General features: G+C 33.2%; 18 protein-coding genes. 8 read left to right on the top strand and 10 right to left on the bottom strand.

Annotated features, from left to right (window positions below; translation table 11 throughout):
* Nucleotides 1-198 precede the first annotated feature (198 nt).
* The 3 genes from GQ589_RS09420 to GQ589_RS09410 form a co-directional block, all read right to left on the bottom strand.
* Nucleotides 199-1,128 (bottom strand): hypothetical protein, encoded by a 930-nt coding sequence (locus tag GQ589_RS09420; RefSeq protein WP_160425808.1) that lies wholly within the window; start codon nt 1,126-1,128, stop codon nt 199-201.
* A gap of 172 nt (nt 1,129-1,300) precedes the next feature.
* Complete coding sequence (locus GQ589_RS09415; protein WP_370519432.1) at nt 1,301-1,648, bottom strand: MnmC family methyltransferase; 348 nt, start codon at nt 1,646-1,648, stop codon at nt 1,301-1,303.
* Nucleotides 1,638-1,928 carry a hypothetical protein gene (locus GQ589_RS09410; RefSeq protein ID WP_160425806.1) on the bottom strand — a complete coding sequence of 97 codons (291 nt, stop codon included), beginning with the start codon at nt 1,926-1,928 and terminating at the stop codon, nt 1,638-1,640. Before GQ589_RS09410 ends, GQ589_RS09415 begins: the two co-directional genes overlap by 11 nt.
* 88 nt (nt 1,929-2,016) lie before the next feature.
* On the opposite strand from GQ589_RS09410, the gene GQ589_RS09405 reads away from it, so the two are divergent.
* The 6 genes from GQ589_RS09405 (at nt 2,017) to GQ589_RS09380 (ending at nt 6,819) form a co-directional block, all read left to right on the top strand.
* Nucleotides 2,017-2,748 carry a 1-acylglycerol-3-phosphate O-acyltransferase gene (locus GQ589_RS09405; protein ID WP_160400914.1) on the top strand — a complete coding sequence of 244 codons (732 nt, stop codon included), beginning with the start codon at nt 2,017-2,019 and terminating at the stop codon, nt 2,746-2,748.
* A gap of 2 nt (nt 2,749-2,750) precedes the next feature.
* The gene (locus GQ589_RS09400) at nt 2,751-3,521 is read left to right on the top strand and encodes a methyltransferase domain-containing protein (protein WP_160411692.1); all 771 of its coding nucleotides are present in this window, start codon (nt 2,751-2,753) and stop codon (nt 3,519-3,521) included.
* A gap of 107 nt (nt 3,522-3,628) precedes the next feature.
* Entirely contained in the window at nt 3,629-4,561 is a 933-nt protein-coding gene (rfaD, locus tag GQ589_RS09395; RefSeq protein ID WP_160400916.1) for an ADP-glyceromanno-heptose 6-epimerase, read from the top strand.
* Between the two features lie 4 nt (nt 4,562-4,565).
* Nucleotides 4,566-5,615, top strand: coding sequence for an ADP-heptose--LPS heptosyltransferase RfaF (rfaF, locus tag GQ589_RS09390; RefSeq protein ID WP_160425804.1), 1,050 nt, complete (start codon nt 4,566-4,568; stop codon nt 5,613-5,615).
* Nucleotides 5,615-6,577, top strand: a complete 963-nt coding sequence (gene rfaC, locus GQ589_RS09385) for a lipopolysaccharide heptosyltransferase RfaC (protein ID WP_160425802.1) — start codon at nt 5,615-5,617, stop codon at nt 6,575-6,577. Before rfaF ends, rfaC begins: the two co-directional genes overlap by 1 nt.
* Before the next feature lie 41 nt (nt 6,578-6,618).
* Nucleotides 6,619-6,819 (top strand): YaeP family protein, encoded by a 201-nt coding sequence (locus tag GQ589_RS09380; RefSeq protein ID WP_160425800.1) that lies wholly within the window; start codon nt 6,619-6,621, stop codon nt 6,817-6,819.
* Here GQ589_RS09380 and GQ589_RS09375 read toward each other — a convergent pair.
* The 3 genes from GQ589_RS09375 to trmA all read right to left on the bottom strand — a co-directional run bounded on the left by GQ589_RS09375 (nt 6,812) and on the right by trmA (nt 10,352).
* Nucleotides 6,812-8,215 (bottom strand): heavy metal sensor histidine kinase, encoded by a 1,404-nt coding sequence (locus GQ589_RS09375; protein WP_160400920.1) that lies wholly within the window; start codon nt 8,213-8,215, stop codon nt 6,812-6,814. The genes GQ589_RS09380 and GQ589_RS09375 overlap by 8 nt on opposite strands.
* Nucleotides 8,202-8,888, bottom strand: coding sequence for a heavy metal response regulator transcription factor (locus GQ589_RS09370; RefSeq protein WP_160400921.1), 687 nt, complete (start codon nt 8,886-8,888; stop codon nt 8,202-8,204). The genes GQ589_RS09375 and GQ589_RS09370 overlap by 14 nt, the downstream gene beginning before the upstream one ends.
* A gap of 366 nt (nt 8,889-9,254) precedes the next feature.
* Complete coding sequence (gene trmA, locus GQ589_RS09365) at nt 9,255-10,352, bottom strand: tRNA (uridine(54)-C5)-methyltransferase TrmA (protein ID WP_160411690.1); 1,098 nt, start codon at nt 10,350-10,352, stop codon at nt 9,255-9,257.
* A gap of 339 nt (nt 10,353-10,691) precedes the next feature.
* On the opposite strand from trmA, the gene srmB reads away from it, so the two are divergent.
* Together srmB and GQ589_RS09355 are read left to right on the top strand one after the other, a co-directional pair.
* Nucleotides 10,692-12,002, top strand: coding sequence for an ATP-dependent RNA helicase SrmB (gene srmB / locus GQ589_RS09360; protein ID WP_160425798.1), 1,311 nt, complete (start codon nt 10,692-10,694; stop codon nt 12,000-12,002).
* A gap of 117 nt (nt 12,003-12,119) precedes the next feature.
* A complete protein-coding gene (locus GQ589_RS09355; RefSeq protein WP_160400924.1) occupies nt 12,120-12,722 on the top strand; it encodes a peroxiredoxin C in 603 nt (200 codons plus the stop codon).
* A gap of 79 nt (nt 12,723-12,801) precedes the next feature.
* On the opposite strand, the gene GQ589_RS09350 is transcribed toward GQ589_RS09355, so the two are convergent.
* The 4 genes from GQ589_RS09350 to GQ589_RS09335 all read right to left on the bottom strand — a co-directional run bounded on the left by GQ589_RS09350 (nt 12,802) and on the right by GQ589_RS09335 (nt 17,475).
* Nucleotides 12,802-13,116 carry a multidrug efflux SMR transporter gene (locus GQ589_RS09350; RefSeq protein ID WP_160400925.1) on the bottom strand — a complete coding sequence of 105 codons (315 nt, stop codon included), beginning with the start codon at nt 13,114-13,116 and terminating at the stop codon, nt 12,802-12,804.
* Between the two features lie 26 nt (nt 13,117-13,142).
* Nucleotides 13,143-13,466: a multidrug efflux SMR transporter gene (locus tag GQ589_RS09345; protein ID WP_160411688.1), complete on the bottom strand. Its 324-nt coding sequence runs from the start codon at nt 13,464-13,466 to the stop codon at nt 13,143-13,145.
* 663 nt (nt 13,467-14,129) lie between these two features.
* A complete protein-coding gene (locus tag GQ589_RS09340; RefSeq protein WP_160425796.1) occupies nt 14,130-16,370 on the bottom strand; it encodes a TonB-dependent siderophore receptor in 2,241 nt (746 codons plus the stop codon).
* Nucleotides 16,371-16,545: 175 nt separating this feature from the next.
* Complete coding sequence (locus GQ589_RS09335; RefSeq protein WP_160425794.1) at nt 16,546-17,475, bottom strand: alpha/beta hydrolase; 930 nt, start codon at nt 17,473-17,475, stop codon at nt 16,546-16,548.
* Nucleotides 17,476-17,564 lie beyond the last annotated feature (89 nt).

Genomic DNA, 17,564 nt, shown 5'->3' with positions numbered 1-17,564 from the left:
TACGGCACAGTTCTTTAACCGGAATACCCGCTTCAGCTTCTTTTAAAATAGCGACGATTTGATGTTCAGTCATTTTTTTCATAATAAAATCCCCTTTTCTTTTATCATAGAGAATTTTCTACTTTTTTGCTGTATTATTTTAGGGGATAGTTACATGTTAACAATCAATACCATTCTAATAGGACGCGACTAATTGGATTATTCTTCAATTTTTTTATCAAACCAAGAATATCCCATTCCTCTTTTTGAATAAGCATCCTTCACCTGACTACAAGGATATCCTTCTTTTATTACTTTTTGTAATTTATTTTCCTCATTCCAGTTTAATTTTTGGGCTTTAACGGCTTCTAATTTATCTATACATGAGTTATATGTAGCAACAAAATCTGCATTATTTTCTATATAAAATTTGACATACTTATCACTTTCTTTTTTCCATGCCTTTTCCCAACTAACGCTACAAGCGGATTGAAAAACCAGATCCTCTGCGCAATATAGTGATTTTTTGGATTCAATGGTTTGAATATCAGCATTAGCTAATTCATCAGCCGCCTTTTCTTCTAACGCTTTTTCGGCAACGCTACAATTAGAGCCAGTTCTTTTATCTAATTTACATAAAGACTGCATTTTTGCTTTAATTTCATTAAAAGATAGCTGTTTTAACTCGTTTTTACCTTCATCAACTTTTTCGTTATAAACCGTTTCCCAAGCTTCACATTTCGGGCTTTTATTAAACGAGAAACTACTTTTACAGTCATCTACCTTTAAATATTCATTAACTGATTCACCCCATGACATACCAGAAACTTGTTGTCTGATAGCGCTCATTTCAGACTCTACTGCTTGTTTCCTTTCGTCCTCTTTACGTTTTTTTTCTAATTCATACTTTATTTTTTTGTCTTTTTGAATTGCAGACATCGCAGCACGACATTCGGGATCTTTTTCTACCTTTTCGATACCACTTTTATCCTTTGCTATAAATGCCTTTTCTAAATCCTTATTACATTGCTCTACTTTTTTATTGGCTGACTCTATATTGTTTAAATAATATTCCTCATTTTTTTCATCACACCCCGTTAAAACCATAGTCGTGGTTAATATAAGTAAAACGTTTTTTAAAGCTTTCATTTGTTCTCCTATTTACCTTACTTTTATTTTCATAAAAATATAAATAATAAATTGTTATTATTGTTTAATATGTTACATTAATTAACTTATCACTTCTAGAAAATTACTTAATCCTGGGAATTGCTCGTGTTGTTTACCGTAATTTGATAAATGTCTGTAATGAATATAGATATCACTTATACCCCACTAACATTTCACGTTTTGAACCAAATCCTTTTCGTTTTTGAACAGTAAATCCTGCATTAATTAAATGACGACGAACAAAGCTTGCTGCAGTAAAAGTAGCAAAACGACCATTAGGAGCGGTCAGTTCAAAACAATGTTTAAATAAACATTCTGACCACATATCAGGATTTTTTGCTGGCGAAAATCCATCAAAAAACCAAGTATCAATCAATACATTTTGCTTTGCTAAAAAATTCGAGTAGTTGCTAATATCATCATAACATATCACCAAACTAACATTGTCGAGTTGACAAGTTGTATCAATTAAATATGTTTGAAGACGCTTAGCTAACAAAAATAAAAGTAAGATGTTTAAGTTTATGATTTGGATACTGACGCCTAAAATTTAAAAATGTTTCCCATAAAATCAAAAAACTCAATCCCGTTCCAAAACCTGTCTCAGCAACAAAAAATGTATCTTTTTGATGCTGAGCAAAACGCTGAAATAAATCATTACCATCAATAAATACGTAAGTAGTTTCAGCAATTGCCCCTTCCGTATTAAAATATACATCATCAAAATAAACAGAAACAGGCATCTGATTTTCATTCCAAGTAATAGTCGATTTATGCATGAGTACCCTTTTAAACAGTAATATTTAACAACTGTATATTAATGTTGATTATGTATATAATACGCCAAGTTAACTTATGAGGTAAATTATGGTATTTCTTTTTCGTCTAATTAGTGTTGTGATAATTGGTGTTATTATTTGTGTATTGGGCACCATTTTTTGCTTATTTAATCCAAGAAATCCAAAAAACGTAGCAAGATTCGCTCACTTATTTGGATTTTTCTTTAAACCGATATTTGGCGTAAAAGTAGATACTCGCATTCACCCTAATATAAGCAAAATAGGTAGCTGTGTGTATATTGCCAATCATCAGAATAATTATGACATCGTTGTAGCAGCCGATGTTGTACAACCTAAAACAGTAACTGTAGGTAAAAAAAGTTTGGCTTGGATCCCTTTTTTTGGACAGCTTTACTATCTTACAGGTAATATTCTTATTGATCGTAATAATAAATCAAAAGCTCACGATACAATTGGGCAAGTGGTTGATGAAATCCAAAAACGCAACATTTCTATTTGGATGTTCCCAGAAGGTACTCGTAGCCGTGGTCGTGGATTATTACCTTTTAAAACTGGCGCGTTTAAAGCAGCAATTGCTGCAGGCGTACCTATTGTGCCAATTTGTGTATCTCAAACTAATGATATCAAATTAAATCGTTTAAATAACGGTCATTTTATTGTTGAGATGCTAGAGCCTATCGAAACCAAAACCTTAAACAAAGAAGATGCCAGAGCTTTAATGGAACAATGCCATAACAAAATGACAAATAAAATAGAACAAATAAATGCAGAAGCAAAGCAGTTAAATAATCAAAAATAACTATGAATAAACAAGATCGTAATTTTGATGATATCAGCAACAAATTTGCTCAAAACATTTATGGCACGACTAAAGGTAAAATTCGTGAAGCGATAGTGTGGCAAGAACTAGAAAAGATCTTAGCGATCTATCCTCCTAATAAACCAATAACAATACTTGATGCAGGTGGAGGACAAGGACAAATCGCCTGTAGATTAGCTAAACTTGGGCATCAAGTAACGCTTTGTGATATTTCGGAACAAATGCTGGAACGAGCTAAACAAAAAGCGCTAACAGAAAATCTAACTATCAATTGCCTTTGTTGCTCTATTCAGCAACTTGATAGTTTAATTAACCAACAATTTGATTTAGTTATTTGCCATGCGGTATTAGAATGGGTAGCTGAACCAATTGAATTAATAACGTCATTAAAAAAACATCTTAAGCCTGATGGACATTTGTCATTAATGTTTTATAACTATCATGCTCTTTTGTTTAAAACAGTAACATTAGGCAATTTTGGCTATACACAAGCTGGATTAGCTAAACGCAAAAAAAAGACACTTTCGCCCGATTATCCAAGAATTCCAAACGATGTATATCAATGGCTTATTCAAGCTAATTTTACTATTTTACAAAAAACGGGGATTCGCATTTTTCACGATTATCTTACCAACAAATCCAAAGCAGACACCCACTTTGAACAATTATTAGAACTGGAGCAAAAATACTGCCAAACAGAACCTTATCTCCATTTAGCAAGGTATATTTTAGTAACAGCGAAAATAAAATAAATTCATAAATACCCCACTTTCATTCATGCTTTTTTAAATGATCACTCGAAAACTTTGCCATAAATCGGTATTATAAGCAGATAAATTTATTGGTTAAGGAAAATTGTATGATCGTGGTAACCGGTGGTGCTGGATTTATTGGTAGCAATATTGTTAAAGGCTTAAATGATCAAGGTCGTAAAGACATTTTAGTCGTTGATGATTTAACTGATGGCACTAAATTTGCTAATTTAGCTGATTTAGATATTGCCGATTATATGGATAAAGACGAATTTATCGCTGCTATTATTTCGAACGAAGACCTTAATATTGACGTTATTTTTCATCAAGGCGCTTGCTCATCAACCACCGAATGGAATGGTAAGTTTATGATGGAAAATAATTATGACTATTCTAAAGATTTACTGCATTATTGTTTAGATTTTAATATTCCATTCTTATACGCATCATCAGCAGCTACCTATGGTGGACGCAGTGATAATTTTATCGAAGATCGACAATATGAAAAACCACTAAATGTTTATGGATATTCTAAGTTTTTATTTGATCAATATGTCAGAGGAATTTTACCCGAGGCAAACTCACAAGTTTGCGGATTCCGTTACTTTAATGTTTATGGTCCTCGAGAAAATCATAAAGGTAGCATGGCTAGTGTTGCGTTTCATTTAAATGAACAAATTAATAAAGGCGAAAAACCAAAGTTATTTGCAGGTAGTGATAACTTTAAACGTGATTTTATTTATGTCGGTGATGTGGTTGACGTCAATTTATGGTTCTGGAAAAACAATATTTCAGGCATTTATAACTGCGGAACTGGTCGTGCGGAATCCTTTCAATCTGTCGCTGATGCTACATTAAAATATCATAAAAAAGACGAAATTGATTACATCCCTTTCCCTGATCATTTAAAAGGTCGTTATCAAAGCTTTACACAGGCAGATCTGTCTAAGTTTAGAAAAACAGGTTGTCCAATTGAATTTAAAACAGTCGCAGAAGGTACAACCGAATACATGAAATGGCTTAATAAGCAAGAAAGGTAATTTAATGAAAACACTCATTATTGGTCCATCTTGGGTTGGCGATATGATGATGTCGCAAAGCTTGTATCGCACATTAAAACAACTTGATCCTAACAACGAAATTGATGTTATAGCACCAGCATGGTGCCGAGCGCTATTAAATAAAATGCCTGAAGTAAACCAAGCTATCGATATGCCTATAGGTCATGGTGAATTTGCATTATCAAAACGCCGAAAAATAGGAAAATCACTTCGTGATAGCCATTATGATCAAGCCATTGTGTTACCTAACTCATTTAAATCGGCATTAATTCCATTTTTTGCAAAGATTCCTAAACGTACAGGTTGGAAAGGCGAAATGCGCTATGGATTATTAAATGATATACGTAAACTGGATAAACAAACTTTTCCATTGATGGTTGAGCGTTATGTTGCGCTAGCTTATCCTAAAGAGCAAATACATTCAGCGTCTGATTTAGTACAGCCTTTGCTATGGCCTAAACTCAATGTTAACCAAGACGAAATAGCTCAAGCACTGTCAACCTTTACAATAACACAAGATGAACCATTAATTGGCTTTTGCCCAGGTGCTGAGTTTGGCCCTGCAAAACGTTGGCCTGATTACCATTATGCTGCGCTTGCCGATATGCTAGTTCAGCAGCATGCCAAAATCATTATTTTTGGCTCAAAAAACGATCATCATGTTGGCGAGCAGATTATTGCCAAAATGACACATAGCGATCAATGTATAAATTTAGCTGGTCAAACTCAATTAGAACAAGCGGTAAGTTTAATTGCAGCTTGTAAAGCAATTGTGACTAATGACTCAGGATTGATGCATGTTGCCGCTGCATTAAATAAACCACTTGTCGCACTTTATGGACCAAGTAGCCCTGATTTTACACCACCATTATCAAATAAAGCGGAAGTTATTCGTTTAATTACTGGGTATCAGCGTATTCGTCAAGGGGATGCAGAGCAAGGCTATCATCAAAGCTTAATCGATATTAAACCTGAGAACGTATTTGAAACATTGATGAAACTTATAATGCGTTGTGAAAAGAGTAATGAATAATGCGTGTATTAGTTGTTAAAACCTCCTCAATGGGTGATGTTCTACATACTTTACCCGCATTAACTGATGCAGCAAATTGCGTACCTAACATTACCTTTGATTGGGTAGTTGAGGAAAACTTTACCCAAATTCCAAGCTGGCATTTTGCTGTTGATAAAGTTATCCCTGTAGCAATAAGGCGTTGGCGAAAAAATTGGTTTTCCAAAACGATTCGCCAAGAGCGACACGACTTTATTAATAACTTACGACAACAACAATATGATGTAATTATTGATGCCCAAGGGCTTATTAAAAGTGCATTTTTTATTACTCGTAAAGCTAGAGGTATTAAACACGGTTTAGATCGCAAAAGCATCAAAGAATCCATTGCCAGTTGGTTTTATGATATAAAACACAATATTCCCAAACAAATACATGCTATTGAGCGCATTAGGCTGTTATTTGCGCAAAGTCTACAATACGATTTACCTAATTCAACGGGCGATTATGCCATTGCCCGCCACTTTTTGTCTTCGTTGCCTAGCGATAATCAACAGTATCTTGTTTTTTTGCATGCCACAACTCGAGATGAAAAACATTGGACTGAGGATGCTTGGCGACAATTAATCAAACTTATTGAACCGACAGGCTTAAAAGTTAAGCTACCTTGGGGAGCTCCACATGAACAACAACGAGCAATACGACTTGCTCAAGGATTTGATCATGTCGAAGTATTACCCAAACTTTCACTTAATGACATCGCAACGGTCATTGCGGGAGCTAAAGCAGTCGTATCGGTTGATACTGGACTAAGTCATTTAACCGCTGCATTAGATAGACCTAATATTACGCTATTTGGTAAAACCGATCCCATGTTGATAGGAGGATATGGAAAAAACCAATACAGTATTATCTCGCCAGAGAAAATCATGAGAACCATCAATGCTAATCAGGTTTATCAAAAATTGGACGCTTTTTTGTAGGTGAATTTCTACTTGCAATTTAATCAAAAGGAATAAGTAAAATGAATAACTATTGTGAATTAATTCGTGAAAAATATGCCCAAATTGGTAGTAATGAACTAGGTTATATTGATGATGCATTAGGTACAGTAATGCGAGTGCTTGACGAAGTAGTATGTAATGAACAAGTTCCCAAAGCATTACGGCATAAAGCCGCTTACGCAGCGGCTAATTTATTGATAAGTGACTTCGATATTAAATAGCTGTTGGTAATTTAATAATAAATCGAGTGGATTTTTCGTCTGATTCAACTGTAATATTACCTTTGTGTGTATCAATTATCGACTTAACAATTGCAAGCCCAATACCTGTACCCGAAGTATTACTACCATTACGATGACGAGATTCATCCACGCGATAAAAGCGATCAAAAAGATGAGGTAAATGGTGGCTATCAATCTTTTTACCGGGATTTGAAATAATAATTTTAACGTACTTTTCAGACTCTTGATTTAAACTTATGGTGATGATTTTATTTTCAGGCGTATAACGAATCGCATTGGATAAAATGTTATTAATTGCCCGCCCCAACATCATTTTATCGCCCTGAATATGAGAACAATTACCTTCTAGCTCAAACTTGATATTTTTTTCATCAACGAGTGGTTCAAAATAATCACAGATCATAATCAGCATGTTATGCAAATCAATATCAATTAAATTAGGTATCAATTGACGGTTATCTGCTTGTGCTAAAAAAAGCATATCAGATATCATCTGTGACATTCTTTCATACTCTTCTAAATTTGAGTATAAAATTTCTCTATATTCTTCAGTCGTTCTTGCATTGCTCAATACAATTTGAGTTTGAGTTGTTAAATTGGTAATAGGCGTACGCATTTCATGAGCAATATCTGCCGTAAAATTACGTTGTCTTTGAAAAACATCTTCCATACGATTAAGCATCTTATTAAACGCTCTAACTAAACTAACATATTTTACTGGAACTGATAAAGTAGAAATACGATGGTTAAGATTTTTTAAGTTAATACGTTCAATCTTCTTAATTAATCGATTAATGGGTTTTTGAGTAAAATAGATAGAAATAAATGATCCAATTAACGCCAAAACACAAGAAATACCAATAAGTATTTTTAAACCTTTTCTTAATCTTCTGATAAATTCAATCTGCAAATCACGACCAACAGCTACAATAGTAGTATATTGTTTGTTTTGGTCAGTCATTATCCTTGATGCAGCAATACGATAAGATGAGTTATCCACGTTTGATACTGTAGTGGTATGTCTAGCAATAATTTCCTCAAAATCAGTAGGCTTTAAGGCAATAGCAAGATTAGGGCCTCGTGTGCGATATAATATTTTTCCTGAATCATCAATAATATAGACAAACAACCGATGATGACCGGTTAAAATTAACAATAGGCTTTGAAAAAACTCATCACGATTATCATCCTGCGAATAATAAGTAAGCTCCCGCTCTATAGAAAATACAACAGAATTTAATTCAGATACATTTTGATGAATAGAAAGTTTTTCAAACCAGCGCTCAATAAGATAGCTAAAACAATAAAGTAACCCACAAGTAAGTAAGCAAACAATTAATGGCAATCGAAATGATACAATTTTACTCAACTTCATCCAATGCATCCAATTTATATCCCATTCCACGTACAGTATGAATCAATTTAGGTTCAAAATCTGCATCAATTTTATTACGTAATCGCCTAATAGCCACATCAATCACGTTAGTATCACTATCAAAATTCATATCCCATACTTGAGAGGCAATAAGTGATCTAGGTAACACCTCACCTGGATAACGTAAAAAATATTCTAACAACAAAAATTCTTTATTAGTTAAATCAATTCGTTTTCCTGATCTGGTTACTGTTCGTTTAGGCAGATCCATTACTAAATCGGCAATACTCAATTGATAATTATTTACTTGTGGTGCATTACGTCTTAATAATGATTTTATTCTTGCTAACAACTCAGCAAATGAAAATGGTTTAACTAAATAATCATCTGCGCCTAAGCTAAATCCCCTAACTTTATCATCAACACTTCCCATAGCGGTGAGTAATATAATTTGAGTATCCTTTCCTGCTTCGCGCAAAGATTGAATGAATTTCCAACCCACAATATCGGGTAACATCACGTCCAAGATAATTAAATCATAATCTTCAGTCATTGCTCGATGGTAACCATCTAAACCATTATCCGTCAAATCAACAATAAAACCTGACTCAACTAACCCTTGACGAAGATACTCACCTGTTTTATGTTCATCTTCAACAACTAATAATTTCATTTTGAATATTTCCTTCATTATTTTAGGCGGTTATCAAAAATTACATAATGCAATAATAGAATATATAAAAAAACAAAGCACATCATGACAATTAAATTACCGTATTGTAATCAATAAGTCATCAATTAGTCCGATTGTTTCTGCTATAGTATCCACACAATGATTCATGAGGCTAGACATTACTGTTTCATTGTTTTATTGTTTTATTTCCTTTCATCCATTCCTTGCAATTTAATGCAGCCCTAGTTTATCTAGGGTTTTTTTTTATTCTAAATAGATGTAAGTTGATACATACTTGGAGCTGTAAGTAGTTAGGTATAAATACTGACCGTATTATTAACAAATAATACTCTATTTTACATTTTTTTACTTTTTACACAATACAACGCCAGTTTCAATATGATCGGTATAAGGGAACTGATCAAACATAGCAAAATGTTGAATTGAATGCGTTTGGGTTAATAGTTGTAAATTGTTATGCAACGTATTAGGATTACACGAAATATAAATAATTTTTTTATAGGATTTAAGTATATTAATCGTATTTAAATCAACCCCTGCACGAGGTGGATCAACAAGCACAGTTTCGCACTGATAATCATCCAAATTGATTCCTTTTAAACGATTAAACTCGCGTTCTTTTTTTATAGCACAAGTAAACTCTTCAGCAGATAACCGTGCGATAACAAGGTTATCTATATGGTTGACCGCAATATTATGCTGAGCAGAATAAACAGAAGCTTTGGCTATTTCCGTTGCCAATACTTTTCTAAAGTTCTGTGCCAATGCGATCGAAAAATTACCATTACCACAATAAAATTCAAGCAAATCACCTGATGAATTTTTAGTGACAGAAATAGCCCATTGCAACATTTTAATATTCACCGCAGCATTAGGTTGAGTAAAGCTGTTTTCTACTTGGCGGTAAATAAATTTTCTATCCATTACAGGCAAAACTTCATCAACATAATCGACATCTATTGTTATTTTCTGATTACTTGCTCGCCCTACAATATTAACATCTAGACCTTGTTTAGCTAATTGTGTTTTTAACTTTCTTGCTTCAAAAATCCATTTTTCATTTAATTTTTTATGATACAAAAGCGTAATTAACAGTTGACCACTTAAAGTCGAAAAGTAATCAATTTGAAATAATAAATGACGAAGTTCTTGATTATACTTTAACAAAGGTAAAATAGCCTGCATAGCTTGATTAATTAGCTTCGTGGCAACAGGAAACTCATCAATTCTCACTCGTTTTTTTGTTTTTTTATCATACATAATATGATAAAGATCTTCATCCTGATGCCAGATTCTAAACTCAGCACGCATACGATAATGGCTAATTGGCGACGAATATACCGCTAATTCGGGAAGAGAAAAATCCGATAATAATGTTTTTAAATTATCGATTTTCTTTTCTAACTGTTGGTTATAGCTATCATTTGAAAAACATTCAGTCATAGTTATTATCTGATGATGATTATAGAAGTATTATTTAATATGAAGTTCTTAGTTAATCGGCGTTAAATAAAGAAATGGTTAAAGATTAAACTCATTAAGTAATTTAACATCAACAATATTACAAATAATCATTTTGTATAGACCTATATATTATCATAAATAGCTAATGATGATAAGTTTTGCTTAAACAAAGCGTCTTGTTTTTGGGCTGATATACCAAAAACAGCAGATAAAAACAAAACACTTTTAGTTGTAATTATAAAGATTGCAGTTATAACGATTGTAGTTATAACGATTGACGCTATAATGTGTCTCATCATTTTAGATTAAAAGAATACTATGACAGCGCAGACTTTTTCTGATTTAGAATTAGACGATATTTTAATTCACAATCTTCAAGCACAAAATATAAATACACCAACAGTAATCCAATTGCAAACAATTCCCGTTGCCTTAGATGGCAAAGATGTTTTAGGTTCCGCACCTACTGGCACAGGTAAAACATTAGCTTTTTTAATTCCTGCCGTACAACATCTACTGGATTTTCCACGTAGAAAACCCGGTCCACCGCGTATTTTGATTTTAACACCAACACGTGAACTCGCCATGCAGATTGCCGAGCAAGCTAAATTATTAACCGAATCAACACATTTAAGTATTGCAACCATTACTGGTGGTGTTGCTTATATGAATCACGCCGAAATATTTAGCAAAAATCAAGATATTGTTATTGCAACAACGGGGCGATTATTACAATATATAAAAGAAGAGAACTTTGACTGCCGAGCAGTTGAAATGCTTATCTTGGACGAAGCAGATCGCATGCTAGACATGGGATTTTCCCAAGATGTCGAAACCATATCAGCCGAAACACGTTGGCGTAAACAAACCTTACTATTTTCAGCAACACTTGAAGGTGAAGGGCTGCACAATTTTGCTAATCGTATTCTAAACGATCCCGTCGAAATTAATGCAGATCCATCGCGTAAAGAACGTAAAAAAATCTTACAATTTTATTACCGTGCTGACGATTTAGCTCATAAAGTAGCCCTGCTCACTTACTTATTAAAACAAGAAGAATTTAAAAAAACGATCGTATTTGTCCGTAAACGTGAACGTGTACACGAATTAGTTAGCTTACTACATCAAGCCGGCATCCATAGCTGCTATTTAGAGGGTGAAATGGTACAGGCAAAACGTAATGAAGCAATAAAAAGAATCAGCAATAACACGGTTAATGTACTAGTGGCTACCGATGTAGCTGCTCGTGGAATCGACATAGACGATATTACTCATGTTATTAATTTTGATGCCCCAAAAACATCCGATGTTTACCTACATCGAATAGGCCGCACTGCCCGTGCAGGTAAAAAAGGTACGGCAATAATGTTGGTAGAAGCTCACGATAATGAATTACTACAAAAAATTGAGCGCTATATTCAAGAACCAATCAAATTAAGAACAATTGATCAATTGCGTCCAAAAACAAAAGCACCAAAACCCGCAACAAAGAAAAAACCATCGCAAAAAGCAAAGCTAAAAAGTGCTAACAAAAAAGAAGAAAACAAAAAAAAGAAAGTAAAACAACGTCATAGAGAAACAAAAAATAAAGGTAAACCTAAAAAATCAATAAATAATACCGAACAATAATTAGCTAGTTAATAGATTAAACTTATGATATCAATTGTTTATAATGACTTGGATAACAAGTTTAAATCGCTATAATACCTAGCAACATGATTTGCAATACTATATAGGAGAAAACGCATGACATTAGTCACTCGCAAAGCCCCAGACTTTACATCAGCAGCAGTTTTAGGTTCTGGAGAAATTGTTAACAATTTCAATTTATCACAATATATTAGTGGTAAATATGCTGTTGTATTTTTCTGGCCAATGGACTTTACTTTTGTTTGTCCTTCTGAAATCATCGCATTTGATCACCGTTTAGAAGAATTCAAAAAACGTGGTGTTGAAGTAATTGGTGTTTCAATGGACTCTGAATACGTACACAATGCATGGCGAAATACACCACAAGATAAAGGCGGAATTGGCGAAGTGAAATTCCCAATTGTTGCAGATATTAAACATGAAATTATGCAGGCGTATGGAATTGAACATCCTGAAGCAGGTGTTGCATTACGTGCATCATTCTTTATTGATAAATCAGGTATTGTACGTCACGAAACCATTAACGATTTACCAATCGGTCGTAACATTGACGAAATGATCCGTATTGTTGATGCATTCCAATTCCATGAAGAACACGGCGAAGTGTGCCCAGCACAATGGACAAAAGGCAAAAAAGGCATGCAAGCAAACCCAGACGGTGTTGCTAGTTTCTTAAAACAGCATGGTAAAGAAATTTAATTTATTTTTTCATCCAAAAAGATCACTGCCGGAGTTTATCTCCGGTTTTTTTATCTACAAACAAACCAATCAAAATGGGTCATAAAGTTGCGTGTAACCCCACAACGCCAATAATAATAACGGTAAGCCCAAACAAACGTGGAAAGTTTTTAGGTTCATGAAATAACAGCATATTTGCAAGTACAGCGCCCGATGTACCAAGACCAACCCAAACAGGATAGACAATACTTAATTCAAGATAATGGAGCGAAAAGTAAAAAAGCACAAAAGAAACAAAAAATCCCCCCCAATATAAAACAAGCCTCGATGGATTTTTTTTCTCAGCGTATAGCTTAAGACCAATTGCACCAAGCACTTCAAAAACTGACGCTATCAATATAAGCAGCCATCCCATGATTAAAATTGTCCTTTATTATAATATTAACTATCGGCTCGTTTTAGTTGAACAACACCGACAACAATTAGCGCAACAAAAAAGAGTTGAATTAACTTAACTTCTTTATCAAAAAGCCACATATCAATTACTGTTGCACCAATCGCCCCAACACCAGAAAAAATAGCATAAACTGTACCTGTGGGGATCGTCTTACAAGCATTTGTCAAAAAGGTAAAATCGACAATAATGAGCGATACAATAATAACCCACTGCCAAAGTTCTGTTGCGGTGCTAAATCCTAAAATCCAACATAATTCAAAAAAGCAGGTCAGCACCACAAATCCCCACTCTTTATTTACGCTAAACATAGCTACCTCGCTTTGCTATTTTGGTTTTACCGTAGTAATCAACTTTTTTGCTTTTTAAATATATGTCTGATTATGCTCTATTGCCCGTAAGCAACGGCAAAACGATAGATGGTTCGCAAACGAAACATTTGCCACCAAAAGATGTTAATTGTTATATATTCCTAACCATTAAACCACAATGCCTAACAACCACGAACATCATTACAACTTTTATTCTTATTTTTCAAATAAGTAAACAATTCTATAATGAAGGGTTATAAATGGCAAGAACAAAATTTTATATCTTACATAACCTAATCTACCAATATCCCATTAATCAATATTTTTATAAGATATAAAAATAGATAAATTTCTAGATAAGCGATTTGTTTATTATAGAATAAATTATACACTATTCGCTTTATAAGTTATATTTTTGTAAAAAATATTCAGGATTCTATACCGTTTGAAGATTAAAAAGTCTAAAAAATAGTACACATTTTTAATGGAAATAAAATATGAGCGGTAAATATTTAAAAATTAAAAAATAAACAAAATGTTAATTGATTCATTCGCTCTTATAATATTGTTAAAACTCATAAAGCGATTTTCAGAAAAACGCCTTATGAGTTTTTAAAGGATTATGTTAATTATGAGGTGTAAACATCCCTTTTTTCTATAACCTTAAAATGAAATATTGGTGCTAACAAAAAATGTGCGACCTGGTTCATTATAAGTTGCTGCGCCAGCACCTAATACCGTAATGTTTCCCGTTTTTGGATGTTTAAGCGATGAAGCATTTCCCGCTCGGAATAAACGTTTATTCAATAAATTATCTACGCCTAATGTTAGCGACGTATTTTGATTAAATTGGTATTGGCTACTAAGATTTAAAATAGAATATGGGCTAAGTTGATGTGTTGATCTATTGGTTGCTCTTTCACCTAAATAATCATATTTTTTTGGGGTTTGTTTGCCATACCAGGTAATAGAAGTTAAAAATGATAGTTTATCTATCACTTGCCAATCAAATGATGAATTTAAGGTGTATTTGGGAATAATTGATAGATAATCACCTGTTTGTTTATTTTTTGACTTTAACATCCAAGTTAAATTATTTCGCCAATTAATCTTGTTCGAAACTGGCACAGTTAAACTTCCTTCAATTCCTTCAACAACAGCTTTAGGGATATTTTGCCATTGAAATATATTTGATTCTTTAAATTTTTTGTCGCCTCCTAATGCATGTCCTATTGGGGTTATTCCTGATTCGATTTTATCCCGATAGTCATTATGGAAGTAAGTCACACCAGTAATTACTCCCTTATTATGGAATTCTAAACCGATTTCTTTATTAACACTTGTTTCAGCTTTTAAATGGTCATTACCTATTAAATAACAGCTACCATTAGCACCATAACAGCCTTGTCCACGACTATAAAGTAAATAATTAGGGTTAGACTGATATAAATTAGGTGCTTTATAAGCTCTAGCAATCCCTAACTTTAATGTCAAAGAATCACTTAATTCTTGTATTAGATTTAAAGCAGGACTCCAGTTAATACCCGATTCACTATGATGATTAAATCTTAATGCAGGAGTTAATACTGTCGATGGTGTTAATTCAATATTATTTTCAATAAAGACTCCCCACAAATTTGCAGAAGAATACTCACTACGTTCTACTTCTTTAATCCAAGGAATATGACCACCTTCATTAATATCTTGTGTATTTGATGTTGGGTCTTCCATCTTTTGGTAGTTATATTCAGCGCCAACTGTCATCATTTGAGGTACAATAATGGTTAGTGGTACATTGGTTTCATGATGTAACGTGATATTACTGTATTTAATTGTTGAAAATTTATTATCACTAAATCGACCTTCTGTTCCACCGGCTAATCCTTCATTTAAACGGCTGTTTCGCGTTTTTTCGCTTTGAATATAAGACAGCATACTAATGCCTCCATCCCAATAACCTCGATGAGTAAGTGCATAATTTTGACGATACATTCTATTGGTTTCATGATTGTATAAACGACTAACTAACTGATCGGGATTATTATTTTGTGTATCACCTGCATAAATATTACCTTGCCGACTAATACCTACCTCAACATCTAATGATTGTTTATCGGTAATATTCCAACGAAGTAGTCCGTTAAGATCTTTATTACGAACGCCTTCCCTACCTGCGCTTACTGATTTTGGATTAACTTGATATTTTTGATTTATATCCCAATCATCTGCATCTGTTTTATTGATATTACCATATAAACGCATAGTTAAATTATCAGTCAATCCACCAGTTAATAGAAAATCGGTTCTCTTAGAATTTCCTTCTTTACTGTAAACTGGAAAACTAATATAGCTGTTTAATGAACCATACCATGTATTTGTCGGTTGTTTAGTAATAATATTAATTACTCCACCTGCGGCGCCATCACCATAACGAGCAGCAGCAGGACCACGAATAACATCAATACGATCGATAATATCAGCCGGAACCCAATTACTATCGCCTCGGGTATCTCGTTCTCCTCGCCACCCATATCGAACAGACATACGGCTTTTTACTGGTTTACCATCAATTAAAATAAGTGTATTTTCAGGTCCCATACCACGAATATCAATTTGACGATTATTCCCTCGTTGACCACTCGTTGAATTACCAGTTAAATTAACGCCTGGCATGGTGCGGATAATTTCTGAAAGATCATTTTTAGGAGGCATTTTTTTAATATCTTGCTGAGTAATAATCGAAGTTCCAAGTGCTTGTCTTATTTGTGCTGCCGCGGTAATAACCATAATATCTTCAGTCTCAACTATTTTACTGGCTAAAGATTTTTGTTCGTCAGCATAAGCACAATGACATAAAAAACTAATTAAAAAAAATAAAAGAGAAGTCTGTTTATATTTCAACATTACACTATTCCTATAATAAAATTGAACACCATTTTTAAATAATAATAATTATCATTATTATTTTTGCAAATAAAATATTATTCCCATAAAAACAAATGGTTAATCTATTATTTAAAAATCTAATAGTCCTTTTTTATTATTAATCCTTTAATATTAAAAAAATATTAAGATCTGATTAACGTTGAAATCCAATTTGGATACCATCTTGTAAAGCAATTATTGCTGAGCTCTTGTGTGTTTGATTTGGATAAATGACATAATTGAGTTGTAAATGTGAAATATTAGCCTGTTTTAGCTTTTCAAATAAAGTTGTTATGTAATCAACCATTTTACGGTTTTGTCGATGCTTTAATAATTCTTCTTGTTTGATTTTTGGTAAAGTTTTTTCTACTAAACTTAGAGATTGTTCACTACCACCTACAGATATTAATAAATTAACAGGTTGTTTTAAAACATGGTTGTTTGTATTCTTAATAAACTGCTCAAGTGTACCAAAAAGATATCCACCACTAAACCACAATGATGGACTTGATACAATATAAGTATTAAAAATTGGTGGTTTAGTTAAAAAACAATACAATGCAAATAACCCACCGTACGAATGTCCAAAAATAGATTGTTTGTGGTGATTAATCACAAATCTTTTTTCCATAGAAGGTTTTAGCTCTTGCGAAATGAAATCAAAAAAAGCATCAGCACCACCATACTGTTTAGGAAAGTTGATTTCATTATTCGGTAGCACTTCTAAAGTATATTCCTCTGGTTTTGGTAAATCATCAAGCGCTCTTCTGCTTTCACCAAAATAATCAATGGCAACAATGATACCATCTTGGATAATACAACGTTCGCATGTTTGAATTGCCAAAATGTTATGTGCCGTTAAAAAGTAACTATCACCATCTAACAAATAGATAATAGGCCACCCTCCTTTAGGTACTGGTTTATTTGGCGAATAGATAGTAATTTTATAATCACCAATATATTTGGAATGAAACAACTCTACACTTACATTTTGTATCACTAAAGGGGTTGATTTTGATGTGTTTTTTTGACACGCAGTAAGCAATAAAACAACAAATAAATTGATAAAGACCAAACGTAGCATAGCCGCCATAAAATAATAATGATAATTATTAACAATTATACACTAACAATGTAATTAATCGTAGTTTATATGGTTGTTATATTAACTAG

This window comes from Gilliamella sp. Pas-s27, assembly GCF_009795865.1.
Taxonomy (GTDB): domain Bacteria; phylum Pseudomonadota; class Gammaproteobacteria; order Enterobacterales; family Orbaceae; genus Gilliamella.
This window is presented reverse-complemented; position numbering and strand designations above follow the sequence as displayed.